The sequence below is a fragment of the Streptomyces sp. CLV115 genome (assembly GCF_038448545.1).
GTDB classification, from domain to species: Bacteria; Actinomycetota; Actinomycetes; order Streptomycetales; family Streptomycetaceae; genus Streptomyces; species Streptomyces sanglieri.
The window spans coordinates 44,913-69,291 of sequence record NZ_JBCEWQ010000019.1; the positions used below are offsets into that span (position 1 = coordinate 44,913).

Genomic DNA, 24,379 nt, shown 5'->3' on the forward strand with positions numbered 1-24,379 from the left:
GGGAGGTTCAGATCACGCCACGGGCGCACAGTTCGGCGAGTTCGTCCTCGCCGAGGCCGAGCACATCCTGGTAGACCTCGGTGTTGTGCTCGCCGAGCGCCGGGCCGGTGGAGCGGATGCTGCCCGGAGTCTTCGACATCTTCGGCAGGGGGGCGACCATCAGGAGCTGCCCGAAGTCGGGGTCGTCGACTGTGACGAGCGTGCCCCGCTCCCGGTAGTGCGCGTCGGCGGCGATGTCCGCGACGCTCATCAGCGGCGATGCCGGGATCCCGGCATCGCTCAGCAGTTTCGTCACCTCGTCCGCCGAATGACCGCAGGCCCAGTCGGCGATCAGCGCGTACAGGGCATCCGCGTGTTCGGCACGTGCCGCTCGTGTGGCGTACGCGGGATCCACCGCCAGCTCCGGACGGCCCATGACGACGGCGAGCCGCCCGAAGAGGGCGTCGGTGCCGGCGTGGATCGACACGCGCCGCTCGTCGGAGGCCGTGAAGTCGCTGGCGGGCACGATTTGAGGGTTCCGGTTGCCGAGGCGCTCCCGCACCTTGCCGGTCGTTGCGTACGCGGCGAGCGCGTCCTCGGATGCTCTGAACCCCGCCTCGTACAGCGCCAGGTCGATCACCTGTCCACCGCCGCCCGTGGTGTCCCGGTGGTACAGCGCGGTGACCACCGAGAACGCCCCCAGATAGGCGGCCATGTAGTCGATCGTCGAATACCCACTGCGCACCGGCGGACGGTCCTCGTCTCCGGTGACGTAGGTCAGGCCGGCGAACGCGCTCGCGATCCGGTCGAAGGAACCGCGGTCGCTGTACGGGCCGGTCAGCCCGTATCCCGTCACGTACACGAGGACCGTGTCCGGCGCGAGTTCCCGCAGGGTGTCCGGGTCCAGGCCCCAGGACTTGAGTGTCGGCGGCCGGTAGTTGGTGATGACCACGTCGAAGTGAGGCACGAGCCGGCGCACGATCTGCTGCCCGGCCTCGGTGCGCAGGTCGAGAGTGACGGACTTCTTGTTGCGGGCCTCCTGGGCCCAGTACGGGGACCGGGCGCCCGGGGTCGTGCCGCGGGTGAAGTCACCGCGGCCGGGATCCTCGACCTTGACGATCTCGGCGCCGAAGTCTCCGAGGAATGTCGCGGTGACCGGTGCGGCCAGCACGGTGGACAGGTCGAGGACGCGTATGCCCGCCAGAGGGAGTGTCGACATGGGTGCCCCTTCGCACACTATTCACGTTTCGTTATTAACGAAACGTTGTTAGTGGGACCATAGAGTGGTCGTCTCGGCGCGGCAAGGGCTGAGGCGCGAAGATTCATCCAGGACGGACGGGGAGCAGCACATGACCGAGAGCCAGGCGCGCGAGGCCGATCGGGCCGAGACGGGCAAGAAGCGGCGCCGTCGTCGCAGCAGGGAGGAGACGGAGGCGGATCTGCTCGCTGCCGCACGCACCCTGCTCCAGCGCGACGGAGTCCTTGCCGGGGTGAACCTCCGCGAGATCGCCGCTGAGGCGGGCGTCAACCACGGACAGATCTACCAGTACTTCGGCACCCGCCAGTCCCTGCTCCGCGCCGCGGCTGCCGACCTCGTCGAGAACCAGACCGAGGACCGGGACAGCCACTGGGAGCAGCCGTTCACCGAGCGGCGCCTTGCGATGTTCCGCCACCGCCTCGGTGAGCCGGAGCTCGTCAAACTCGAAGCGCTGCTCGCACTCGACCGCGACGACAGCTTCAGCCCGCTGCCCCGGCTCGCCCTGACCATCCAGGCCCTGCAACGGGACCAGGCCGACGGCTCACTGCCCGAAGACGCCGATGTCCTCGCCGCTCATGTCATGACCGCCGCTGCACAGATGGGCTATGTCATCTTCCGGGAGGCCTACGCCCGCGACACCGGCATCCCCGTCGACGAACTCGACGCACGTGTGGCCCGAGCCTTCGGCCTCATGCTCGCCGGCCTCGCCACGCCGGCCTCGCAGCAGACCCCGCAGGCGGGACGCGACTCGGCTCCACCGGCGCCAGAGGGGCACATGCAGGGATGACGGGCCGGCGACTCCGGTTCCCGCCTGGTCCCCACCTGAGATCACGTCAAGTCACGTCTTGACATTCTTGTGGCGCTGCGAGGGGGCCTCCGGAGACGCCGCCGCGGGGACCTCGTAGACGTACTTGGCGGAGATGCCGTCGAGAGTGCAGCGACAGCGGGCGTTCTCGTCCCGGGGAGCGCCCTCGCGCTGGGTGGTCCTGATCCGGTCGGCCACGCGGTTGCCCTCGTCACGCGTGCGCAGGTCGAGCCTGTGACCGTTGACGTGGGAGCGGGGCCGACGCCGTGGCCGGACTCGGAACGGACCAGCTTGTTGCAGGTATTCGGGCCGATGACGCCGTCCGCGGTCAGGGCGGGGGAGCGCTGATCCGCGATGGCGGCGTTCCGGATGGCCGGGCCGTGGATCCCGTCGGCGGTGACGGACTCCCCGGCCGCGGGCGGCAGGTAGGGGGGGTGACATCCGCGCTGCGTGAGGGTTCACCGAAGTGCAGGGAGTACGCCGCCGGCCGGCGACCGTGCGCAGCGACGTCAGCAAGCACCCGCTCGTGATCCTCGCCCTCCCCGGGCCGGGCCTCCGTTGGTCCGGCCCGCTCCGACGGCTCAGGAGTGACAGAGCAGGTCGATGACGACGGCCTCGGCGTCGAGACCGTCGAGATAGCGGTTGGCTTGTTCCCAGTAGCCGTCTGTGCCCGCGTCCGTCCACGAGCCATCAAGGGTGACCAGCGCGAAGCCGGGCACGGCGCACCGGACCGACCACAGCCGGGCTTCCTCGTGCTCCTGCGCAAAATATGCGACCGGGTCGTTGAGCAGGAACGACGTGTCAAAGTGCGGGTCTTCCGCGACGGCCCGCCGGGCCACGTCCTGCACCAGCGGCTGGGCCAGATGCTCCTTCCTGGCATCTGCCGGTGAGTATCTTTCAGGATCGGCCTCGTGGCGGGCGAGGAAGTCGGCGAGCGGGCGGGCCGGCGGGTGCAGCGCGGTCAGCTCGGTCCAGGCGGCGAGCAGGGCGTCATGCGTACGCGCTGCTCGTTGCCGCATGCCGTCGAAGTCGAGCAGCCCCCGAGGCCCGCCGTAGCATTCCAGCGGCCCGAGAACATCAAGCTTCGCCTTCCTGCGCGGCACGGTCGAGGCCGTGACGAGCCTGCGGTCGCCGTCGTGCGGAGGCAGCACGAGGTAGGCGTTGCCCGCGCTGGAGTGGATGGCCCACCGGTCCCAGTGTCCGACCGGATTCCATTCCTCGGTGAGGTCGGTATCGTAGGGCGCCATGGTGGCAGCTATCGCCTGTGGAACTTTCCGAGGCGCGGTCGGCGGCAGGCACACGGTGGCGAAGAACTTGGTCATGTGCGGGAGCGTAAGCCCTGGGGTTTGTCCTCCCGCATGGCTGTCACCTCGTCCGATCGTCGTCTCGGTCGTGCCGCGGGGTGATCTTGCGCCGGTTGGGAAGGCACGCCCGTGCTCACGGCAGTCAACGAAGACGGAACGACGCCGCGCGGTTCCCTGCGACCTTCGCCACTGCGGACCTGCGGACTTGTGGACCTGCGGACCGAGATCACCGGCGGCAACGGCCCGATCGGCCTCGATCGTTCCGACGGCGTCGGTGACTGGTTCCGTACTGCCTCAACTGCCTCAACTGCCTCAACTGCTTCGGCCTCGCGCTCTTGGGCCCGGAGATCTCGCCGTCGCGTCGCTGTCCGGGCCGCTCCACACCGCTTACGAGCCCGATCTTGAGCAGGCAGTGGTCGTGCTTGAGCGGATGGGATTCCGTGTGCGCCGGGCACCGCACCTCGAAGCAGGGCGGCGCAACTGATGGGGTGCGGCTCGGCCGGTGGAGATCGCCGAGGAGTTCAACGGACTGCTGCGTGATCCCGAGGTGCGCGCGATCATCGCGTATGACGGCGGCCAGACGGCGCTCGGTTACCTCGACCTGATCGACGTCGAGGCGATCGCTGCCGACCCCAAGCCGATCCTCGGTCACAGCGACATCTCACTGCTGCATCTGGTGCTCCATGCGCGCACGGGTCTGGTCGGCTTCCATGCCGACCTGGCCACCCCTGGACTCGGCGGGCACTGGCAGGCCGCGCCCGCAGCACGCCAAGCGGTGCTTGAGAAGCTCTACTTGAGACTGCAGACCAGTGACGAGGCGATCGGTGCGCTGCCGACCACCCCGTCGTGGGAGTGCTGGCGTCCCGGTCGCACCGAAGGCCGGCTGATCGGCGGGGTGATCAATCGCATCGTGCCGGCACAGGCGACGCCGTACGCGCTGCCACTCGAAAGGTGCGACGGCGCGGTGCTGTTCTGGGAGGAGACGGGTGGCCAGGCATCGCATATGTGGAGCTATCTGCGCTCGAACCGGCGGTACGGCCGCACGCGGCGACGCAACCGGTCGGCTGAACAACGCTCCGGAGATCTCCCGCCGGTTGTCGGGGCCGGTCGCGGTTCTCGTGTGTGATGCCTTGCGCGCCAGCACGCCCCATCTCGATGTTCACGTCCACCGACCGCATCGCGATGTCCGTGATCGCCAGGATCAACAGCTCCTTCAACCGGGGCACGGCCTTGTCCACGGCCCGGACCGTCAGCCCGGCCGTACTGACCACAGCCTGTTCTCGGGCGACTTCGCAAGCCGCCCGGGCGCTCAGCCGTCATCCACCGTGGCGACTGCATGAAAGCCGGGCCAGAACCCTCTGCCGCGTACGGAGCCACCCGCGGAAGAGTCCCCGGAACCGGGATCCGAGTCACCGCATTGGTCCTTCCACTGCGAAGACGTGGCTGTAACGTCAGCCGCGAGCCCCCGCAGTGAGGGGCCACCAGGGCAGGGGGAGGACTGTGTCAGACATTTCCCGGCGAGCGCTCTTGAGTGCCACCGGCGCAGTTGCCGCATCGACACTTCTCACGACAACCGGAACAGCGCAGGCCGCAGACACCACGGGCGGCAGGGACGAGAACACACCACACAGCACCTTGAAGGAGACCGAAGCATCCATGGCCGGTGGCAGTCAGACCCTCAAGTACGTGGCATACATCGCGAGTCCCGACATGGAGGTGTTGAACGACGCGACCTTCGGCGTCGGCGCCGACCCCACCGACATGTGGGCGTATCTCGACGATGCCACGGCACGTCTCCAGGAGAGACATCCCTCGTATTCCTTCACCCCTCGTCTCGTCCGGTATGACCAGGTCACCACAGAGATACCGCGCCCGTAACGCACACTGCCCCGGCCCGGCCCCCGGCCGGGCCGGGGCCGGCGCACATCTCCAGTTGCTCGGCATGCTTGCGGAGCGAGGTCGCAGTGAGGGCCGGTCTCGGAGCGGCGCAGGGGTGGTCGGTGCTGTGGCTGGCCCGCAGACCGACCAGGGCAGAATGCGGATATGGCAATATGTAGAAAGTGCAGTGCACAAAAGAAGAGTTGGCCTCGTTCCTGTTCGCGGTGCCGTTCCGGTGAGGACCGTGCGGACGTAGCTGCGGATGCCGCCGAGCTGGCGGTGGAGACGGGACTGCTCCGGTGGATCGGACGGGGGATCACGGGAGTGGCGAGGCTGGTACTGCGCGCACTCGACTGACCCGGCTCACGCGGGCGTGGCGCGGCCGGGGTGCGATCGATGCGGGGAGCGGCTGTCCGTACCTGTTCCGTGCCAACGTCGGCCAGTCGGCCTGCGCCGGGCCGCGGCCGCTCTCGCCGAGCGCGTTGCCGCCATTCGTGCCACGTACCCGGGCCCACTCAAGCTGGGCGGTCCGTTGCTGACCGTCGACACCAGTCGCCCCGCCGACATTGCGGAGATCGCTGCGAAGATCGCGCACATTCTTGGACTCAACGGAAGCGAGCACGCGACACTGCCCTGGAGATGTTGCATTGGTCCCGATGCTCGGCCAGTCCAACTCGATCGCCCACGGGCCGACACGGCGCTCACTTTCGAAGGACGGACCCGCCCGAAAGGTGAGACTGAATCCGCTGGAGGAGCCGGAGTTCGGCACCGTGACGGATGAGTTCCGTGTAGCCGCTCACATCGATGCGGGGGCGTTCAGCGCGCGGCCTGCCGGAGGCCCCGGCCACACGATCAACGGCGCTCACCCATCCCGAGGCCGTGGTTGCGTGTGACGGAGCCGTCGCGTTTGAGAGTGCGGATGATCGGGGCGGTCTCGACCGTGTCGATGCCCAGGAGAGTGCCGATGCGGTCGGAGAGGTACACGTAGAGGGACTCGTCGTCGTTGCAGAGGACGTTGGCCAGGAGGTTGGTCCGCCCCGTGGTGGCGGCGGCGTATGCCACTTCGGGGTGGCCCGCCAGCGCGGCTCCGGCGGCGGCGAGCTGCGAGGGCTGCACCGACATCCAGATGGTGGTTCCGGCCGGGTTGCCCAGGAGACGCTCGTCCACGTCCAGCACGAAGAAGAGCGCTCCGGCCGTGCGCAGGTGCGCGATGCGGCGGCGCACCGTCGACTCATGGCACCGGGCCTCCACGGCGAGCGCTGCGTGCGGCGCGCGGCCGTCGCGGTTCAACGCGGCGAGCAGGACGTGGTCGAGGTCGGTGAGTTCCACCGCTGCCGCCTGGGGGTGAGGGGGCGGGTACGAGGGCGCGAGTGCGTCCATCTGGTCCCGGCTCAGCGCGGAAGTGGGGCCGTCCCAGGTGGTCGGTCCGCCCTTGAACAGCCGCAGCATGCGGTGCGCGGTGATCGAGGTGACCCGGCGGCTCGAAGGGAGCCTGTCCATCAGCAGCGCGTCCCGGTCGCTGTCACGGTGGACTGCGAGGTGGCAGATGATCTCGGTGCCGCCGGAGGCGAGCTGCACCCATCGTGTGTCCTCACGCTCGGCCAGTGCCTGGGCCAGGCCGAGCGAGGCGCTGGGGACGCACTGCAGTCGAAGCGCCCACACGGTCTGCCCGACAGGACGGGGATTGAGCCGGCCCACGACTCGGAGCCCCGCCGTCTCACGCAGCCGGGCGTAGCGGCGGGCGGCCATCTGATCGGAGATTCCCAGCACCGAAGCAATCCGGTGCAGTGGTGCGCGGCCATCAATTTGCAGTGCATGAATGAGCTGGAGATCGATGCATTCCACGTATCCCGACTCTATCTCGCGCAATATCCGGCATGCATGTCCAGGCTCGTTGCGCCTGGTCCTGGCCGGTCCGGATCCTGGCGATGCAGGCCCGCGCGGTGACTGCCCTCGCGAAAGCCGCCCCCTGTGGGCAACCGCTCCATGCGCAGCCGCCGCCGTCACGAAAGAGAAGAGGAGGACGGGAGGCACGGGTGTACTGCCCGGCTCCCCGACGACACATGAACGCATTCCGTGACCTTCGGCATTACATCGATCACATCACGCAGACGCTCGGGAAGGACGAGGTTCTCCGGATCGACGGCGCGGACCGGGACCTGGACATCGGCGGGATCACCGAACTGATGGCGGAGAAGGAAGGCCCCGCGCTGATGTTCGACAACATTCCCGGCTACCCGGCGGGACACCGCGTGTTCACCAACTTCATGGGGACCGCCGCGCGGACCGCGGTGGCACTCGGGCTGCCCCACGACACTCCGAAGCTCGACATCGTGCGGGCCTGGAAGGACCTGAGCAAGCGGCTCGAACCCATCCCGCCGGTGGAGGTCGCCACGGGACCGGTTCTGGAGAACGTCCTGGTCGGCGACGACGTGGATCTCGGCATCTTTCCCGCGCCGCAGTGGCACGACGGGGACGGCGGCCGCTACATAGGCACTGCCTGCATGGTCATCACCCGCGACCCCGACAGCGGCTGGGTCAATGTCGGCACCTACCGGGCCTGTGTCCAGGGCCCGGACCGGCTCTCGTTGTGGATGCTCGGCAACCGGCACGCCAAGGCGATCGCCGAGAAGTACTGGAAGCGAGGCCGGACCTGCCCGATCGCGGTGGTGGTGGGCCAGGACCCGATCCTGTCGACGGCCGCGGCGATCGCCGCGCCGTCCGGGATGTCGGAGTACGACCTGGCGGGCGGACTCCGCGGGCAGGGCGTCGAGGTCCTGTACGCACCGGGCAGCGACCTGCCGATCCCGGCGTACGCGGAGATCGTGATCGAGGGCGAACTGCCGCCGGTCGAGGAGGAGTCCGTGCTGGAGGGGCCCTTCGGGGAGTGGACCGGCTACTACACGCACTCGGGCCAGGAGACCGTGGTCCGGGTCAACCGGATCATGCACCGGGACGACCCGATCATCCTGGGCGCCCCGCCGATGCTCCCGACCGTCCCGGCCGGTGACCAGGCCGTCCCGCTGTACTCGGCATCGGTGACCTGGGACCACTTGGAGGCCTCCGGCGTCCAGAACATCAAGGGAGTGTGGGCCTACGCCCGCCAGCTCATGATGGTCGTCTCCATCGAGCAGACCGGCGCGGGCGACGCCATGCACGCACTGCTCGCGGCGGCCGGGCGCAAGCGCACCGGTGGCATGGAGCGGTACTTCGTCGTGGTCGACGAGGACATCGACATCACCGACATCAACCACGTCCTGTGGGCGATGTTCACCCGCGTCGACCCGTCCGAGTCCATCCAGGTGCTGCGCGCACCCACCACTGCCATCGACCCGCGGCTGTCGCCGGACAAACGCGCCGCCGGTGATCTGTCGATGGGCATCGTGCTGATCGACGCGTGCAAGCCGTTCGCGTGGAAGGACCAGTACCCGGCGGCCAATCGGGTCGACGAGACGACCCGGGACGAGCTGCGCGCGCGCTGGGCGGGTGTCCTGTCGATGTAGCCCGGCACAGCAAGGGAGGGGGCAGCGCGCCCCCTCCCCGCCAGCCCGTTCCCCTCCGCCGCAACAGGAGCCCGCCGTGACAACCGTTTCCCCCACCCGCCTCGTCGTCGGAGTCACCGGCGCCACCGGGGCACCGATCGCTGTCCGCCTGCTGGAAATCCTGCGGGAGGTGCCGCAAGTGGAGACCCATCTGGTGCTGAGCACCTGGGCCCGCTCCACCATCGAGGTGGAGACGTCCCGCACCAGCAGGTACTGCTCCGAACTCGCCGACGTGACACATAAGTTCGGCGATCTGGGCGCCACGATCTCCTCCGGCTCCTTTCCGGTCTCGGGCATGGTCATCGTCCCGTGCAGCATGAAGACCCTCGCGGCGGTACGGCATGGCATGGCCGACAACCTGATCGCCCGTGCGGCCGACGTCACGCTCAAGGAACGCCGTCCGCTGGTTCTCGTCCCCCGGGAAACACCGCTCAGCGAGATCCACCTGGAGAACATGCTCGCCCTCTCCCGTATGGGAGTCCGTATCGTCCCCCCGATGCCGGCCTTCTACGACATCCCGAACGGCATCAGCGACCTCGTGGACCACATCGTCATGCGGATCCTCGACCAGTTCGATCTCCCGGTGGGCACCGCGGACATCGCGGCGCGGTGGCAGGGCCTGGCCCATACGCGCAGTCGCGGGCCCATGTCAGGAGTGGACCGGATGCGGCGGCGCAGCCCGGGAGACGGCGAACGCCAGCAGCCCGGTCGGCGGGGTTCGGGACGCCCTTGAGCTTTGGCGCGGAGCGAAGTCCCTCGCTCCGTGGCCGACCTCCGGACGCTTCACCCCGGTTTCCGCGGAAGTGGGGCTCTGGCGGCGCGTCGGGGTGTGACAGGCGTTGAGTTCCGGGTCGGTTCTCGGGCCTCGAAGCGCCGGCCGGCGGCACCGGTGACCTGGTCCCGGATCACGATGCGGATGGTCATCCCGGCTCGGCGGCCAGGGGGGCTCAGCAGGCCGCGGCGGGGGCGCCCGCCCGGTGGGACGGGGCCGGACGAGACGGGGCCGGACGCGGACAGGAGCCGCGAACCCCCCACCGGCACGGCCCGCCCCACCCGGAGCAGGCTCCGGGTGGGGCGGAAGCACCGCTGTCACCCTGCGTCCCCGTGGGAAGTCCTCCGTGGTGCCGACCCCGGTCCACGTCGTAAGAGGCCGGGACCGAGACCGAACGGTTGGCCGGCACCCGGGAATGGCCGGCCGGGTAGCGGCCCGGGCGACGGCCGGGGCGGACGTTCCTCGGACTTCCGCCCCGACTGGATCGGACGAGGTGGCGACTGGCTTCGGCGAGGGTGGTCGGTGGGCCCCTCCGGTGCCGTGGGACCACGGAGCGGATGAGGGCGGCCGAGACGGGCAGACCAAGTGTGTTACTTACTTGACACACTTCAATCTGCCGGGGCAGTGTGTCACATAGTTGATACACATCGTGGGAGGGGACGGGCCCGGCATGTTTGCTGCCGCAGGAACGGAAAGTGCGAGGCGGGCGAGGCTTGAGACTCCCGTGCGATGGGCCGGCGCGGCGACCGGCCTGACTGTCAACGCCCTGGTCTCCTTCAGCCCCGAGTCCGACGTGGATCTGCTGTACGGGTTCCCCGTGTTCGGCCTGTGTGCCATGGGCGGCGTGTTCGCGGCACATGCAATCGCGCGCCCGAGTCCCGGCCGACTACGAGTGGCCGAGGTTGCACCGCGCCGGATCCGGGACAACCTGCCCCGATTCCTGACCGCTGCCCTGGCCGTGCAGGCGGTTGTCCTGCTGGTCCTCCTGATCGTCTCCGCCGCAACGGGCTCGTCGGACGCCGACGGCCGTCCAGGACGTGCGCTGTCGGTCACGTGCCCGGAGGGCAGCCAGCTGCTCTCGCCCTGGCCGGGCCCCCACTACGCCTGGCCGGCCCTCGGCGGCCTCGCCGTCGGCACCGTGGCCTGCGCACTGCTTCTGCGCCGTGTCACCGCGCGGTGCGCGAGCGACGACCAACGCCGCACGAACGTCCGGGCGGCAGTCGGCGCATGGGGTGTGCTGGTGGCCGCCCCTCTTTTCGCTGTCTCCTTGACGATGGGCGTCGTGGTACTGGGCTTGTCCTGCGCGGGAGGGATGAAGGACGTGGCCTTGTGGGGGCTGGCCGTCACGGCTTTCACCTCCGCATTGACCGCGTGTCACTGTCTGGGTGTCCTGTTGCTGCCGCAGGCCTACATCAAGGGCCGACCATGACGACAAATGGCATCAGCATCAGCGTCAATCACGCCTCCCCGGTCCCACCGTACGAGCAACTCCGCGTACAACTGGCGGATCTGATCTCCATCGGCCGGCTGACCCAGGGAGACAGGCTGCCGTCTGTGCGCCAGCTTGCCTCCGACCTCGGGCTGGCCAACAACACCGTTGTGCGGGCATACCGCGAACTGGAGACCGCGGGCCTGGTCAAGAGCCGCCGAGGTTCTGGTACCCAGGTCGTCGCCCCCGCGGCCACTACCGACATCAAAGCGAAGCTCGCGGCACACGCAAGCAGCTACGCGGCCGCCGCCAGGCAGCTCAATGCCACTGACGAGGAAACCCTCGCGGCAATCCGGCATGCTCTCGCATCCCGCGACACACCGTGACCTCGGGGCGAATCAGTTCGCGCCCTTGCTCCGCCGCCGCTGCCAGTGCACGCCGAGGCGGTCGAGAACGGCTCGTCGTTGCTCGGTGCGCTTGACGAGGCGATTGCGAACGTTGTCGAACCGTGCGCCGAGTACGACGACCGCGGACCCTCTCCAGCCACGTCAAGGACATGTCGACACCACCTTCACGATCCCGGTTCCGTCGCGACAGCGTACGTGTCGGCTCGAACAGGGCTCATGCCTGTGGCGGTTGAGGCGCGCGGTGACGGGCTCAGGGTCGTGACGCTCTCCGGTCACCGAACAGAACTGTCCCTCTGCGCGACCGCTCCCCAAGTTCCGTGCCAGAACCGACATTTGGCACTGCCCGGGTGCTCGCGGTGGACCAATGGAGCGCTTTGCGTGGCGAGGTGGCTCCATCGCCGGACTACTGACGGCCGGCGGGGAAGCTCTTGATCAACTCGCCGTTGACCAGAATGACGAGGCAGCCGCAGTCGCCGACGCAGTATTCGACCTCACCTCCAGACGTGCGGTGGTGGGACCTCAGATTCCACAACTGCGTTTCCGCCCGAGTCGGCTCGTGGCAGACGGGGCAGCTGTCGTCCGACGGTGTGGCCACGGATGGGGGAGTCATGCAACCAACATGGCGTCATTGTCTAAGGCACTTCAACCATTACATCAGTGGGTGGCTCATGTGGGCCGGGCGTCGGGGTGGTCTGCAGGTCCGACTCGCCGAGCGGAGCGGCGCACCGACCAGGCGCCGGCCAGGACAATCAGCGCCATGGCACACAGCTGACGAGCTGTGAGCTGCTCGTTCAGCAAAGCGAAACCGACTCCCGCCGCCACGGCGGGACTCAGTGCGAGCAGCACTCCGAAGGTGCGCACATCGATGCGCCGCAGGACCGCCATGTCCAGCGAGTACGGGATCAGGGAGGACAGGAGGGCCACCAGGAGCCCGGTGCCGAGGACGGCAGGGTGGGCCGCCACCGTGCCACCGTCTGTGACGGCGGTGATCGGAGTCATCACGCAGGCGCCGCAGGCCAGTGCCGGCGCCAACCCCGTCCAGTCGGGGAACAGGCGCCCGACCCGCCGACTCAGGACCACATACCCGGCCCGGCACAGCGCGGCGGCGCCCCCCCCAGCAGCAGTCCGGCGGCGGAGAGCGCGGCCCCTGGGGTGGCCGGCAGGAGTACACCCGCAAGCGCCGGCAACGCCACGGCGAAGTGCTCAAGCCGACGGGACAGAACGATCGGCAAAGTGAGCGGTCCGAGCAGTTCCAACGTCGCGGCCACCCCGATCGGCAGGCGGTCGAGGGCTTGGAAATACGCCAGGTTCATGGCCGCGAGCACCAGACCGAGCGAGATCGCCGCCCGCGACCGCACAGCCGTGACATCCCGAAGCCGCGGCCGGACCGACGTCCACAGGATCGCGGCCGAGAAGGGCAGCCGCATACCGGCCGGCGCCGTGGGACCGACGACGGCATACGCCTCCTTGGCCACGGCCGAACCCGCTTGAAGGCTGATGATCTGGGCCGACATCAAGGCGGTTGCCTTCGCGGTGTCCTGCCCAGGCGGGCGGGGCAACTTCACCGCCGTACTTTTTTTCGGGGACTCTCCGTGGTCCACGCAGCCAGGCCCTGCCGTGACGACCACGCCGGCCACCGGGCCCGCCGCCGCGCGCCACTGCGGCTCGGACCCACGCGATGATGTAATTGCCTTATGCATTTCAACCATTACGGCGGAGAGGCCGCCCGGCTGGCCGCCGACCTGAGCAACCTGACCGCGCCACCACGACCCGAGCACCTGGAACCACTGCTCGCCACGCACGGCGTGGTGCACCGCACGCTCACCGCAGCGCAGGCCGAGACGGTCTGGACATGGAGTCGGCGCCTGGCCGAGTGCTTCGGCCGGCAGGCACTCGAAGAGCGGTGCCGAGCGGTCAACACACTCCTCGCCGACGCCTCCAGCAGTCCCCGGATCTCCCTGCACGACGGCCGGCCCCACCTGCACTACAGCGCCACCGGAGCCGACGCAGCCGCGCATGTCCGGGCCGTCACCGCAGCCGGACTCGCCTACGTCGTGTGCTCCGCCGGCGCTGAACGGCTGGGGCGGTGCGCGCGCCACGACTGCGGTCTGGCATTCGTCGACACCTCCCGCAACGGCCGACGCGTCTACTGCTCCGTGCGCTGCGCCAACAACGACGCCGTGGCGCGTCACCGAGAGCGGCGCCACGATGAAGCCCGGCCCTCGACTGCACGGAAGACCCGGCGGACATGACTGCCCGGTACGCCGCCCTTTCACTTCCCGGTGCGGTGGTGCCGGTTCTCTCACGGCGGGCGGCGGACGGCGGGCCGTACGTCGGCCGCCGGGGGATCAGCCCTCAGATCCGATCGGTCGGAGCCAGGCCGGACTGCCAGGCCCAGGCTGCGATGCCGACCCGGTTACGGACGACCAGCTTGCGCTGGAGGTTGGCCACGTGGGACTTGACGGTGGCGAGCGAGATGAACAGCTCCTCGCCGATGTCCACGTTCGACAGGCCCCCGGCGACCAGCACCGCGACCTCCTCCTCACGCGGGGTCAGCGGCTCGACGGGCGGGCTCCCGTCCGGGGCGAGAGGTGGGACGAGCCGGTGCAGCATGCGTGCGGTGATCTGCGGGCTGATGAGCGCGTCGCCGGACATCGCCGCACGCACCGCCTCGACCAGAAGCGTCGGCCCGGAGCGTTTCAGCAGGAAGCCCGAGGCTCCGCCTCGGAGCGCGGCGTGTACGTACGCGTCGAGGTCGAAGGTGGTGACCACGACGACCCTGACGGGCGGGTCCGCCTCGGGGCCCGCGAGCCGCCGGGTCAGTTCGAGGCCGTCCAGGCCCGGCATCCGGATGTCCGCCAGTAGTACGTCGGGACGCATGCGGCGGGCGGCATGGAGCGCGGTGACGCCGTCCGCGGCCTCGGCGATCACCCGCATGTCGGGTTGGGCATCGAGGACGAGGCGGAAGCCGGCGCGAATTGCTTCCTGATCGTCCGCCAGCAGAATCCGGATGGTGCCGGAGGTGGTCATACGACGGTCTCCTCGGGGGGCACGCGTCGCGCTGGGCTCGTTCGCGCGTGCGGGTTCGCCGCCGGTTGAGCACCGGTGGGCAGCGGAAGAGTGGCCGTGACCCGCCAGCCCGCGGCCCCGTGCGGTCCCGCGGTCAGCGAGCCGCCGAGGGCTTCGGCCCGCTCGGTGAGCCCGGACAGTCCGAGGCCGCCCCGCGCGCGATCCGGAGGGAGGGACGCCCGCGGGGCGGACCCGGCCCCGGTCTCGGTCGTGTCCGTGACGGTGATACGGAGAGCCGTGCCGACCCGGAACGGCACCCGCCGGGCGGTGATGTCGACGACCGCTGCGGCGGACGCGTGGCGGCGGATGTTGGTGAGGGACTCCACCACGATCCGGTAGCCGGTCGCGCTGACCTCCCCGGGCAACCCGTCCAGCGCGCCGCTGGTCACGTCGAGACGGGCCGGAACGGTGCCGGTGCGGGTGAACCGGGCTGCCAACTCGGGCAGTTCACCCAGGTCGCGCCGCCGGTCCCGGGAGTGGTCGGAGCCCTCCGAGCCGGGTGGCCGCCCGGCGGGCGGGGCGGGGCCGCCGCTCGGCGCCGCCGCATCCCGGCCCCGGCCTTCGTCCCGGCCCCGGCCCTCGTCCCGGCACCCGTCCGTGTTGAGCGTCCATACCGTACGGTCCATCGCGGCCAGCGCCTGCAGGCCCGCTTCCTCGATCCGCGGCAACAACTCCACGGCCCGCTCAGGGTCCTGCCGTGCCAGGAGCCGGGCCGCTTGGACGAGCACCACCACTCCCATGACGTCGTGCGCCGCGAAATCGTGCAGATCACGGGCGACTTCGAGACGCTGGTCGCGACGCTGCTCCGCGAGTGCCCGGCGTCTTCCGGAGTCCTGGACGCGCAGACAGCCGCCCAACGCGACGGCACCCACCGCCAGCAGCGACCAGAGCAGGCACAGCACCCCGGTTTCCGCCGGTCCCGAGGGCGGGGTCAGATGCGGGCCGATCCGCAGGGGCAGCGCCGCGATCGCCCCACCCTGTACCGCGGCGCACGCGATCGCCCCGGCGGTTCCGCTCATCCGACGCACCGTCGGCACCAGGAGCGCGAGCAGCGCGAGTGTCTCCAGCACCCACCACCAGCCCGTGGCATTGACGACCGGCCCTCGGTAGCACGCCGTCACCGCCCCGGAGCCGACGGCGGCGGCGGGCCCCAACCACCGACGGGCCGACCGGCGCCGGGGCAGACGGGCCGCCGCCGCCAGCGCAGCACCCGTCGTCAGCAGTCCCACGGCGACGATCGAGACGCCGGTGGCAGGCCCGGTCGTCCAGGCGGCAGCGGCCACGCCGAGGAGCAGAAGCCCGCCGAGCACGCGCAGTTGGGACAGGTAGCGGTCGCTCATGAGCATCGACCCTATGAGACGGAACAGCGAATCCGAGGGGCGGCCCGGGACCGGGGCCGGACCCGCTCGGTCCGCCATAGCCCGCTTCAGCTTTGTCCGGTCCACCACGGGCCGGTTCAGCCCTGCTCGGTCCACCACGGGCCGGTTCAGTCCCGCTCGGTCCACCACGGCCGGGTTCCGGAGAGACTCCGCAGCGCGTTGGTCGCGCAGTGCACCTCGCCGCCGACGGTGCCCCGGTGGTGCGAGTAGGCCCAGTCCTCCACCCAGGAGATGCGAGTACCGGTCCGGCTCAGGGCCTTCTCGGCAGCCTGCTCGAAGGTGTCCCGGCCGCCCGCCTCCGGGGCGTGCTGGCGCGGCGCCAGATAGACACCGGTGCCGGTGCTGACGCCGTTGGCCGCGCCGGGCAGGTAGTTGGCGACCAGGTCCTGGCGCGGATAACCGGCCGGCACATCAAGCCTGTTGAAGAGGGCCGGGACGCGCACGATGTCACGATCCGTCAGGCCTGCCTGATCGCGCAAGGTGCGCAGGGCGGCGTCGATGCCCCGCGCGGCGATCTCGGTGCCACGGGTCAGAGACGGCTTGCGCAGCGCGTCGGCGACCGTGAGACCGGGGTGCTCGGTGTCCTTCACGGCGATCCCGCGTACCAGCGCCCGACCGCCCCCTCCGTGCTTCGCGAGGTCGCCCAGCAGGTTCCGGCCGAGGACGGGGTCGGCGACGACCGCCACCCAGCCCCGGGCGTTCCGGGCCGGGACGAAGGACAGGAACTCGTCGATGTGGCCGACCCCCAGCCAGCTGGTGTCCACTGCCAGTGGCCGCTGATAGCCCTGCGCGGCGAGCATCCGGGTGAAGGACGGGTCGGGGGATTCCTGGCCCCCGGTCCCGCCGTAGACGACCCGCCCGACCGGGTAGCGGCGGCCACGCCAGGTGTACGGCGGCAGGGTTCCGAAGTTTCCCGTGGAGCTGAAGGAACCGTAGTACTGGCTGTCGTCGCTGCCGACCCGCCGGGGGTCGTACTGCTGGAGCACTCCCGTACCGGGGCCGCGCAGCAGTGGGAAGGCACTCCGTGAAGCGTCCCTCAGGGGGAACTCGCGTGTGGCCGTACCCGGCATCACGTCCGCGGAACGCACGACGACAGTGACGCGGTGCTCCCGGCCACCGGGAGCGGGAATGGAAGCGTATGCGGTTTTGAACAGGTCCTGCATCCAGACGTCGCCGCCCGTGGGGTAGTTGTACAGCGGGGCGGGCAGCCCGGCCCGGTCGAGGCCGCGTCGCAGGTCGCGGCGGAACGCGGCCTCTCCGGGTTGTACGGGCCGTGGCTGTACGGCGGGGTCGTAGCGCCTGCCGCGCTCCACCTCGGCCGGTCCGGTGGTGTGGTCGGCCGTCATCAGGCTTCGTATCGGCATCAGGTCGTGCTCGAACACCAACGGCGCGACCCGGAGCCGTACTCGGTCCTCGCGGGTGGTGCCACCACGATCGACCCTCAGGACGAGGTCGGTGAACCCAGCCCACTGCTCGGGGTCGCGTACGAAGTCGCGTGCCTCGACGCCCAGCGTGACGCCGTGGCGCACCTCACCGGTGCTCAGCCGGTCGCCGGGCCCCAGCAGGACCATACGGCCACGGCGCTCGGCGAAGATCCGGACGTGGTCCCTGGAGGCCGGGTCGGCGGTGACGGTGGCGGTGGTCCCGGCCTCGGCGCGTGGGTCGGCGGTGATGCGCACGGGGGCGAGGTCGGCCAGGTCGGCCGCGCCGTCGATGACGGAGTTCGCGGCGTCGTTGCAGGCCGCGAGGCGGTCATCGGCCAACCGTGTGCCGGCGGGGCCTGCGGTGGGGCAGCGACGCTGGTCGTCGTCCACGTTGGGCAGCATCAGCGCACCGCGGCCGCGGGTCCACATGTCCTTGCCGGGGTCGTCGTCGGCGGTGACCCGGCCGTCCCGGTTCCTGTCCGCCCGGATGACTGGTCCGAGCGGCGCGGCATGCGCCGGATGCCCCGGAAGCGTTCCGGACACGACCATGAGCAGAGCCGCGCCGAGTGCGCCCGTGCTCGCGGGCACCGGACGGCGCCGCCGGCGGCGAGGGCGTCCGACGGGGCGGGCACCGGAGGTGGGCAGTGAGCTTTCGTTGTCCATGCCCCCACCCTCGGCGGAGCGCCGACCGCCGGGCATCCACCGGACGGCCGGTTCCCGTCCGGTGGACGGGAACCGTCTCATCCTTTCGGCGGGGCTGCCGGACCACGCCCCCGGCCGGGGCACGCGCTCTCCTCACCAGCCGGGCTTCGACCCCCGCCGTACCCGTCCTGACCGCCTGCGGACCAGAACCGCGACGAACAACAGCCCGGCGCCCCCCACCAGCAGCGGCACCAGCCGGCCTCCGAGGATGCCGGACGAATCCCCGGCGGACTGTGCGGCGCTCCGGCCCTTTTCGCTGCCCCCGCCGTCATGGCCGTTGCCCGAGCCCTTGTCCTCCTTGTCCCCGGAACTGCCCTTGCTGGCGAGCGAGTTGTCGCCGCCCATCCAGATCTGCCTGCCGTTGGCGGCGGGGCGCGCCGTCCGAGCGGACCGGGCGGTGTCCTGCCGCATGCCGGCCCAGCGGTCGCGGAAGGCTTCGGTGGAGGCGACCTTCTGCAGTCGGAGCCGTGAGAGGTCGACGCCGCCGTAGATGTAGGTGTGCGTGTAGATGTAGTTGCCCTTGCGGGAACGTTCGGTGACCTTGAACTCGCCGTGCTTGTACGAGTGCACGTAGGCGTCGAAGGTGTCGCGCGGCTTCCACGTGGTCCGCGTCTTCCAACGGCTCACGTCGCCTCGGTCGATGAGGTCGCCGTACGTGGACGGGCCCTGGGGGGCGCGCTCGCGGTACCACTCTGCGGCGACCCTGGAGAGATGGACGCGGCGCAGGGCGGCGTACTGCGACGCGTGGTTCACAGCCCGCTCGATGCCGGGCAGGATCAGGTCCCGGAACGTTTTCTCGTTGCGCTCCTCGGACCCGGGGGAGCTGCGGTCCTTGCAGGATGCGGCACCTCCGCTGCCCTGTCCGGACAGGTGCTGCGACTCCATTTTCACCTTCAGCGGCGCGTCGAGGATGTAGAGCCGGTCGTCCTGCTCGTTGACGCGTGCCTCACCGGGAACGATCCAGGTGCGGAACGACATGCACCTGCCGTCGATCCGGTTCCAGAACTTCTTGCCCAGCGCGGTCTTCGGGTGTATCAGGGCGGCCGTCGTCTTTTTCAGCTGAAGGTCGGCCTGGAGCAGGATGCGGCCCACGTCGGTGCGGCCCAGGTCCGCGTCGACGATACGGTCCGGCTCGGTCGGGTTGAGGTTCACCCAGAACGTGGAGCGCGGCATGGACAGCCAGACGAAGAATGCGTCCGAGCTCTCCTTGGCGGCCTTCACGCCTGCTGCCGGGTTCTTCTCGTTGCCGGGCCCGCCGGGGCCCGCACTGAAGGCGTACTGCAGTCCCTTGCCGGAGTCGGAGAGGTAGCGCAGCTCCAGGGTGGTGAAGTCGATGCCACCCGGTGCGGAGGCCGGGTCGGCGAGGGCCTGCGCCAGGCCGCTGCTGCGCGGTGCGGAAGTCCCCTCGTTCTCGTCGCAGGGCTGGGAGCGCGGGGCGCCGAAGCGGGTGAAGACCGCGGGATTCGTCAGAGTGACAGGCGAACTTCCGTGCATCGATGCGCTGTTGACCGCAGTTCCGGGGCACGGGGTGCCCGGGACCTTCATGGTGTCCTTGGTCGCCTCCTGGTACTCCTTCTCGCGCTGCTGCTCCTCTCCGTACTCCTTCCTCGCCTTGGGGACGTCCTTGCCCAGTTGCAGCCGGGTTTCCTCGTTGCGCTTCGAGGCGATCTTCTTGTACTTGGCGTTGATCGCCTTCACCGCCCGTTCCCGGGCCTCGTCCGTGGTGTGCTTCTTCATCGCCACGGCGATCTTCTGGTTGCGCTCGGAGACCTCGGCATCGGTGAGGTCGTAGTCGTAGGAGTAGAAGCGGCGGGCGCCGCCGTCGACCAGTTGGCGGCACTGCTGGCAGAAGGCCCGCTCCGAGGCCCAGGTGAGCTCGTCGAAGGAGGCGCCGCCGTAGCCCGGGTCGGCGTTCAGCCGTTCCAGGGCGCGCAGTACGAGGGTCTCGGAGTGACTGCCGGGGTCGTTGGTCTCGTCGGAGTTCTGGCGCTTGGGAAAGCTCATCCCGCCGACCATCAGCAGGTGGTCGAGGCCCGCATCGCGCACGCGCTGGTACGCGCCGTCGGGCAGGTAGTCGCGGAACTCGAAGAGGTCGACCTTTCGGTAGACGACCAGCGGGCCGCTGCCCTGGGGCGGGTTGCCGACGATGACGTCCAACTGCTCCTCGCTCAGACCCGTCGGGTCGACGAGGGCGAAGGCCACGTTGGACCACTCGCTGAACGCCCTGCCCGGCTGCCCCTTCTCCATGGCGAGCCGGATCATCAGAAGCTCTTTCATGAGCTTGTCCTCGTAGTACGGCAGCTTCCCGCTGCCCGGTACGCCGGCCGGCAGGGCAGGTGCCGAGGCGGGTGCGGCGCCGGTGTCCGGCCGGCCCGCGGCCGGGCGGGCGGCGGCGGAAGATGACGCGAAAGCCGCACTGCCCGCGAGCGGGAGGGTGAGAGCGAAGGCGGCGGTGATGGAGCTGACGGTCGTCGTCAGGCGGTGCCGAGTGCGGTGAGTCACGGTGACACATCCCCCGTATGCGCGGTGAGTCGCGATGAAGGTGTCCACTCCGGTGAGGAGCCCAACGGCCCTTCCGAGTACCGGATGTGACGTCTCGACACGTCTCTGTGGTTCCCGGCTCAAGGCGGCGGACGATTCCGTACAGGCGTAGGAGCCTTCGTCCTGCCGCATCGTACGCCCGGTCGGCAGGGCGTGGTCGTGGCGGCCGTCGGTGCGAGCTGCTCGGTCGTTCTCAGGCGGCGGCGGTCGGTGCCGGATCCTCGGGGAGCTGCCAGTGGCCACCGCGGTCCTGCGTCGAAAGTCGCGCGACGAGGTCGGGGACGTGCAGGAAGCAGGCCAGCGCGGTGGTGGCATGGAAGACATCGATCGCGCGCTGGGTCATCGGCAGGCCCAGGCGCAGCAGGCGTGGGTTGACTTCGCCCTGGATCTCGTTGACGAAGGGCCGTAGCACGCGGTCGTAGTTCGCCAGTGCGGTCGGCAGGTCGCCCGGGTGACGGTTGATCTCACCGGCCAGGACGTGGGCGCCGACCAGGCCGCCGGAGATGCCCATGCCGCTGTAGGGGGAGGCGCAGTGCGCGGCGTCACCGGCCAGGACCACGCGACCCTTCGACCAGGTGTCGGTGCGGACCTGGACGATTTCCTGGGAGTAGAAGAACGGGCTGGTCTTCATGCCCTCGATGAAGCGCTCGGTCTGCCATCCGGCATCACGGAACCTGCTCGCCCAGAACTCCTGCCGGCGCTCGACGGGCGCCCGGTGGACTGCCGAGGCCTCCTCGGAGTCTTCCCGTATGACGAAGTACGCCTGGGTCTCGGTCGGGTTGTGGCTGCGACGCATGATCTGACGGCCGCCCGGGACCATGTAGGTGTTCCGGATGTTGCTGTCGGACGCGATGCGCGGAACGAACCAGTAGGCCATGTGGATGCCCACCCGCCAGTACGGGTCGAGCCCCTCCGGGAGAATCGCCCGCCGGATGCGCGATCCCTGCCCGTCCGCGCCGACCAGGAGGTCGAATTCGCCGGAGGATCCGTCGGAGAAGTGCCCGACGACCTTGTGGGCGTCCTGCTCGAAGCCATCCACGCCCACGCCGAAGACGTACTCGGTGTCGTCCTTGGTGGCGTCGTGCAGAATCCGTACCAAGTCCCCGCGCATGATCTCGTACTCGGACGTGAGGGTCTGCCGGCCCTTCCCAGAGGTGTTGGCCATGATCGTCGCCCTGGCCTTGCCGCGTGAGTCGATGAGGGCGACGCCCGCCTCGTCCACGAGCTTGGCGCGGACGGCGTCGAGGAGCCCCATTCGCTTGACGGCCTCGATTCCCTGACCTCGCAGATCGACCTGGGCCCCGGTGGCACGCAGTGCCGGAGCACGTTCGGCGACGGTCACCTGGTGGCCGCCCCGGGTGAGCCAGAGGGCCAGGGCCTGCCCCGCGATCCCACCGCCGGCGACGAGCACCCTCAGCGGTTGCTTGTCCGATCCTCTCGCCATGCCCGACCCTCCAAAATCTATCAGTGAAAGATTCCTTTTCAGAGTCATCTATCAGCGATAGATTGTCAACATGACCAAGATGAACCGCGAGCTCGTCATCGCCGAGGCGCTCGGCCTGCTCGACGAGGTCGGGCTGGACGCCGTCAGCACGAGAAGGCTGGCGAAGCGGCTGAACGTCGAGCAGCCGTCGCTCTACTGGTACTTCCGCACCAAGAAGGACCTGCTCGCCGCCATGGCGGAGGCGGCGATGACACCCCATGCGACCGCGTCCCTGCCGACACCCGACGACGACTGGCGCGACTGGTTCGCGGACAACACGCGCAGTTTCAGGCGCACCCTGCTGCTGCGCCGGGACGGCGCACGGCTCCACGCCGGCAGTACCCCCACCGCCGACCTCGACCGGATCCGCCGCAAGATGGACTTCCTCGTGGCCTCGGGTGTCCCTGAGCGGGACGCGCAGATGGCGATGCTGGCCGCAAGCCGCTTCACGGTCGGCAGCGTCCTGGAGGAGCAGGCAGAAACCGACCCGGGGGACAGCGCGGATCTACCGGCCGACGTGCCCGTGATCGATCACGAGTCGGCATTCGAGGCAGGCCTCGCCCTCATCCTGAACGGCCTGGCGCAGCGTATCGGGGTGTAGGGAATCGACCGGTACCACGGGTCACGCGCCAGATGGGGGGAGAGATCCACCGAGCGGGTGTGGGACCGGGCCCGAGTAGAGGGTGACCGTGTTCAACGATCCCTGTCACCGCGAAGCCGGCCACCCGCGGATGACCGGGCGCCTGCACGGGGAGTGGACAACCGACGGAACCCGCATGGTCCGGCAGGAGATCCAGTACGACTCGCTCGACGACGCGATGCAGCGCGACACGGAGAAGACCTTCGTCTGCGAGGCGGTGCAGCGGTACGCGCACCGGGGCAAAGGAGCGACGGCGGCGGTCTTGGGGGGCCGGGCCCACTGCCGGCAGATGCGCCCCTCGCCCGGTGGCCGAGCGGATGGAGCGCTACGGCAGCGGCGAACCCGACCTGGAGTTCCGGCGTCGCCGCACCTTGCGTAACACCTCGTCGCCGGTAGGGAGAACCCCAGGCGAAACAGGGGGTGTTCCCCAGGGACCGGGCGGCCGGGACGAGGCAGGATTGCCGGACCGACCAACCGCACCGTTTCTCCAGAGGGAGTCCACTTGTCCGGTCCTGCGGCCTCCATGCGACTCGCAGACGTCTCGGGCCGCGCGCTCGCCCTGCTCGCCGCCCTCGCCGCGGCCCTTGTACCTGCCGTGTTCGTGGTGCCGCACATGCTGGCGGCGAACGGTTCGCAGGACGGCTTCGCGGATCAGCGCAACCTCATCGACACCGTCAGCGAGGAGTTCGTCCGGTACTGGAACTCCGGTGACCGGGTGCTTTCCCCGGGGATGGAGAGAGTCGTCGACTACTGGTTCCGTTTCCACGTGACCAAGGCGGCGATCGCCGCCGTCTTGTTGATCGTGCTCGCAGTGCTCGGTGCTCTTCTCCGGAGGGCCTACTTGCTGAGCGGCGGTCTCGGGCCGGCGAGGAGGGCTGCCGTTGCGACGGCCGGGGTCGTCATCACGACGCTCGCCCTGTTCTCGTCGCTGATCGTGGTGGCCAACATCCAGGGTGCGGCAGCGCCGTTCACCTCACTGCTGTCGATGCTGCCCGTGGGGGCTCACCACGGAAGGCTCGCCGACACACTCGACCAGGTCCGGCAGCGACTCGCCGACTCCTTGAACACGGGCGCCTCGTCTCCGCCCGCCCTTGAGGCGATGATCAGTGACAACTCTCGATATCACGTGGCGTTGGCGGTGATGGCCGTGGCCGTGGCGGTCGCCCTCATCGCCCTGAGCTCGGTGCTGTGGAAGCGGTTCCGGCGAACGGGGCCGTCCGACAGGCACACCAAGCGTGTGCTGGGGGCATTCGGGGTGCTGTCGGCATCGTCATCGTTGGTCGTGATCGTTCTCGCGGTCGCCAATCTGTCCACCGCATCCGATTCGGCACAGGGACTGTTGGTCTTCTTCAACGGCGGGTGAGGACCACATGTGCGAGTACGCCGACACCGGCACATCACTCGCCGTCTGCCGGGCTCTTCGCCGTGTCGGCAGGCGACGAAGCGGCAGGGGGCCGCAGTGGCAGTGTCCTGCGATTCCCAGGAACTCAGTGTGGCTACTCCGGCGGCCACGGCCCCGGCACGGAGGCTGTGCGTGCCGCTCACCGGACTCTCTCGGAAGAGGCCGAGAGAGCGGGATTCAGTACGAGGCCCCCGGCCCCCGGCCACTGTTCGAGTGCCGGGTCGGCGGGCACGGCATGATCGGCACGGGGGCGCTCCGCGAGGGGCAGGAACAGCTTGGCCCGGCCGGTTTCGCCTGACCGGAGAAAAGACCGGCGGCCGCATCGATTCGCCGTGCCGGGACCGGGGAGACGAGGCGCTCGGCCC

Annotated in this window: 21 protein-coding genes; 10 read left to right on the plus strand and 11 right to left on the minus strand. The window is 69.7% G+C overall.

Annotation, left to right across the window (positions count from 1 at the left end; all coding sequences use genetic code 11):
• Window positions 1–7 precede the first annotated feature (7 nt).
• The gene (locus tag AADR41_RS10190; protein WP_342281003.1) at window positions 8–1,198 is read right to left on the minus strand and encodes a CaiB/BaiF CoA transferase family protein; all 1,191 of its coding nucleotides are present in this window, start codon (window positions 1,196–1,198) and stop codon (window positions 8–10) included.
• Between the two features lie 130 nt (window positions 1,199–1,328).
• Between AADR41_RS10190 and AADR41_RS10195 the strand changes: the two genes are divergently transcribed.
• Entirely contained in the window at window positions 1,329–2,024 is a 696-nt protein-coding gene (locus AADR41_RS10195; RefSeq protein ID WP_342281004.1) for a TetR/AcrR family transcriptional regulator, read from the plus strand.
• A 51-nt stretch (window positions 2,025–2,075) separates the two neighbouring features.
• Here the strand turns inward: AADR41_RS10195 and AADR41_RS10200 are convergent, their stop codons facing one another.
• The gene (locus AADR41_RS10200) at window positions 2,076–2,240 is read right to left on the minus strand and encodes a hypothetical protein (RefSeq protein WP_342281005.1); all 165 of its coding nucleotides are present in this window, start codon (window positions 2,238–2,240) and stop codon (window positions 2,076–2,078) included.
• A 383-nt stretch (window positions 2,241–2,623) separates the two neighbouring features.
• A complete protein-coding gene (locus AADR41_RS10205; protein ID WP_342281006.1) occupies window positions 2,624–3,289 on the minus strand; it encodes a hypothetical protein in 666 nt (221 codons plus the stop codon).
• Between the two features lie 559 nt (window positions 3,290–3,848).
• Between AADR41_RS10205 and AADR41_RS10210 the strand changes: the two genes are divergently transcribed.
• Window positions 3,849–4,472 (plus strand): LD-carboxypeptidase, encoded by a 624-nt coding sequence (locus tag AADR41_RS10210; protein WP_342281007.1) that lies wholly within the window; start codon window positions 3,849–3,851, stop codon window positions 4,470–4,472.
• 374 nt (window positions 4,473–4,846) lie between these two features.
• Window positions 4,847–5,224: a hypothetical protein gene (locus AADR41_RS10215; RefSeq protein WP_342281008.1), complete on the plus strand. Its 378-nt coding sequence runs from the start codon at window positions 4,847–4,849 to the stop codon at window positions 5,222–5,224.
• Between the two features lie 852 nt (window positions 5,225–6,076).
• Here AADR41_RS10215 and AADR41_RS10220 read toward each other — a convergent pair.
• Window positions 6,077–7,069 (minus strand): Lrp/AsnC family transcriptional regulator, encoded by a 993-nt coding sequence (locus tag AADR41_RS10220; protein ID WP_342281009.1) that lies wholly within the window; start codon window positions 7,067–7,069, stop codon window positions 6,077–6,079.
• A gap of 218 nt (window positions 7,070–7,287) precedes the next feature.
• Here AADR41_RS10220 and AADR41_RS10225 point away from each other — a divergent pair, with 218 nt between their 5' ends.
• From AADR41_RS10225 to AADR41_RS10240, 4 genes are all read left to right on the plus strand, one after another.
• Window positions 7,288–8,727, plus strand: a complete 1,440-nt coding sequence (locus tag AADR41_RS10225; protein WP_342281010.1) for a UbiD family decarboxylase — start codon at window positions 7,288–7,290, stop codon at window positions 8,725–8,727.
• 76 nt (window positions 8,728–8,803) lie between these two features.
• Window positions 8,804–9,499 carry a UbiX family flavin prenyltransferase gene (locus tag AADR41_RS10230; protein ID WP_342281011.1) on the plus strand — a complete coding sequence of 232 codons (696 nt, stop codon included), beginning with the start codon at window positions 8,804–8,806 and terminating at the stop codon, window positions 9,497–9,499.
• Between the two features lie 763 nt (window positions 9,500–10,262).
• Window positions 10,263–10,967, plus strand: coding sequence for a hypothetical protein (locus AADR41_RS10235; RefSeq protein WP_342281012.1), 705 nt, complete (start codon window positions 10,263–10,265; stop codon window positions 10,965–10,967).
• Entirely contained in the window at window positions 10,964–11,353 is a 390-nt protein-coding gene (locus AADR41_RS10240; RefSeq protein WP_259934326.1) for a GntR family transcriptional regulator, read from the plus strand. The genes AADR41_RS10235 and AADR41_RS10240 overlap by 4 nt, the downstream gene beginning before the upstream one ends.
• A 687-nt stretch (window positions 11,354–12,040) precedes the next feature.
• Here the strand turns inward: AADR41_RS10240 and AADR41_RS10245 are convergent.
• Together AADR41_RS10245 and AADR41_RS10250 are read right to left on the minus strand one after the other, a co-directional pair.
• The gene (locus AADR41_RS10245; RefSeq protein ID WP_342281013.1) at window positions 12,041–12,454 is read right to left on the minus strand and encodes an EamA family transporter; all 414 of its coding nucleotides are present in this window, start codon (window positions 12,452–12,454) and stop codon (window positions 12,041–12,043) included.
• Window positions 12,445–12,888 carry a hypothetical protein gene (locus AADR41_RS10250; protein WP_342281014.1) on the minus strand — a complete coding sequence of 148 codons (444 nt, stop codon included), beginning with the start codon at window positions 12,886–12,888 and terminating at the stop codon, window positions 12,445–12,447. Before AADR41_RS10250 ends, AADR41_RS10245 begins: the two co-directional genes overlap by 10 nt.
• Before the next feature lie 180 nt (window positions 12,889–13,068).
• Between AADR41_RS10250 and AADR41_RS10255 the strand changes: the two genes are divergently transcribed.
• On the plus strand, window positions 13,069–13,626 hold the full coding sequence (locus AADR41_RS10255) for a CGNR zinc finger domain-containing protein (protein ID WP_342281015.1): 558 nt from the start codon (window positions 13,069–13,071) through the stop codon (window positions 13,624–13,626).
• A gap of 103 nt (window positions 13,627–13,729) precedes the next feature.
• Here AADR41_RS10255 and AADR41_RS10260 read toward each other — a convergent pair whose 3' ends face one another.
• From AADR41_RS10260 to AADR41_RS10280, 5 genes are all read right to left on the minus strand, one after another.
• On the minus strand, window positions 13,730–14,404 hold the full coding sequence (locus AADR41_RS10260) for a response regulator transcription factor (RefSeq protein ID WP_342281016.1): 675 nt from the start codon (window positions 14,402–14,404) through the stop codon (window positions 13,730–13,732).
• Window positions 14,401–15,783, minus strand: coding sequence for a sensor histidine kinase (locus AADR41_RS10265; protein WP_342281017.1), 1,383 nt, complete (start codon window positions 15,781–15,783; stop codon window positions 14,401–14,403). Before AADR41_RS10265 ends, AADR41_RS10260 begins: the two co-directional genes overlap by 4 nt.
• Window positions 15,784–15,929: 146 nt before the next feature.
• The gene (locus AADR41_RS10270; protein ID WP_342281018.1) at window positions 15,930–17,909 is read right to left on the minus strand and encodes a protein-arginine deiminase family protein; all 1,980 of its coding nucleotides are present in this window, start codon (window positions 17,907–17,909) and stop codon (window positions 15,930–15,932) included.
• A 132-nt stretch (window positions 17,910–18,041) separates the two neighbouring features.
• Window positions 18,042–20,450 (minus strand): hypothetical protein, encoded by a 2,409-nt coding sequence (locus tag AADR41_RS10275; protein WP_342281019.1) that lies wholly within the window; start codon window positions 20,448–20,450, stop codon window positions 18,042–18,044.
• Window positions 20,451–20,682: 232 nt separating this feature from the next.
• Entirely contained in the window at window positions 20,683–21,933 is a 1,251-nt protein-coding gene (locus tag AADR41_RS10280) for an FAD-dependent monooxygenase (protein WP_342281020.1), read from the minus strand.
• 70 nt (window positions 21,934–22,003) lie between these two features.
• On the opposite strand from AADR41_RS10280, the gene AADR41_RS10285 reads away from it, so the two are divergent.
• Both AADR41_RS10285 and AADR41_RS10290 read left to right on the plus strand, forming a co-directional pair.
• Window positions 22,004–22,573 carry a TetR/AcrR family transcriptional regulator C-terminal domain-containing protein gene (locus tag AADR41_RS10285; RefSeq protein WP_342281021.1) on the plus strand — a complete coding sequence of 190 codons (570 nt, stop codon included), beginning with the start codon at window positions 22,004–22,006 and terminating at the stop codon, window positions 22,571–22,573.
• 562 nt (window positions 22,574–23,135) lie between these two features.
• The gene (locus AADR41_RS10290; protein WP_342281022.1) at window positions 23,136–23,975 is read left to right on the plus strand and encodes a hypothetical protein; all 840 of its coding nucleotides are present in this window, start codon (window positions 23,136–23,138) and stop codon (window positions 23,973–23,975) included.
• The last annotated feature ends 404 nt before the right edge of the window (window positions 23,976–24,379 follow it).

What these genes read in the sequence shown, in the direction of transcription:
- AADR41_RS10260 (WP_342281016.1), bottom strand. Translation starts at nt 14,404, where the DNA reads ATGACCACCTCCGGCACCATCCGGATTCTGCTGGCGGACGATCAGGAA.
- AADR41_RS10195 (WP_342281004.1), top strand. Translation starts at nt 1,329, where the DNA reads ATGACCGAGAGCCAGGCGCGCGAGGCCGATCGGGCCGAGACGGGCAAG.
- AADR41_RS10290 (WP_342281022.1), top strand. Translation starts at nt 23,136, where the DNA reads ATGCGACTCGCAGACGTCTCGGGCCGCGCGCTCGCCCTGCTCGCCGCC.
- AADR41_RS10250 (WP_342281014.1), bottom strand. Translation starts at nt 12,888, where the DNA reads ATGTCGGCCCAGATCATCAGCCTTCAAGCGGGTTCGGCCGTGGCCAAG.
- AADR41_RS10205 (WP_342281006.1), bottom strand. Translation starts at nt 3,289, where the DNA reads ATGGCGCCCTACGATACCGACCTCACCGAGGAATGGAATCCGGTCGGA.
- AADR41_RS10225 (WP_342281010.1), top strand. Translation starts at nt 7,288, where the DNA reads ATGAACGCATTCCGTGACCTTCGGCATTACATCGATCACATCACGCAG.
- AADR41_RS10255 (WP_342281015.1), top strand. Translation starts at nt 13,069, where the DNA reads ATGCATTTCAACCATTACGGCGGAGAGGCCGCCCGGCTGGCCGCCGAC.
- AADR41_RS10240 (WP_259934326.1), top strand. Translation starts at nt 10,964, where the DNA reads ATGACGACAAATGGCATCAGCATCAGCGTCAATCACGCCTCCCCGGTC.
- AADR41_RS10270 (WP_342281018.1), bottom strand. Translation starts at nt 17,909, where the DNA reads ATGGACAACGAAAGCTCACTGCCCACCTCCGGTGCCCGCCCCGTCGGA.
- AADR41_RS10265 (WP_342281017.1), bottom strand. Translation starts at nt 15,783, where the DNA reads ATGAGCGACCGCTACCTGTCCCAACTGCGCGTGCTCGGCGGGCTTCTG.
- AADR41_RS10190 (WP_342281003.1), bottom strand. Translation starts at nt 1,198, where the DNA reads ATGTCGACACTCCCTCTGGCGGGCATACGCGTCCTCGACCTGTCCACC.
- AADR41_RS10285 (WP_342281021.1), top strand. Translation starts at nt 22,004, where the DNA reads ATGACCAAGATGAACCGCGAGCTCGTCATCGCCGAGGCGCTCGGCCTG.
- AADR41_RS10280 (WP_342281020.1), bottom strand. Translation starts at nt 21,933, where the DNA reads ATGGCGAGAGGATCGGACAAGCAACCGCTGAGGGTGCTCGTCGCCGGC.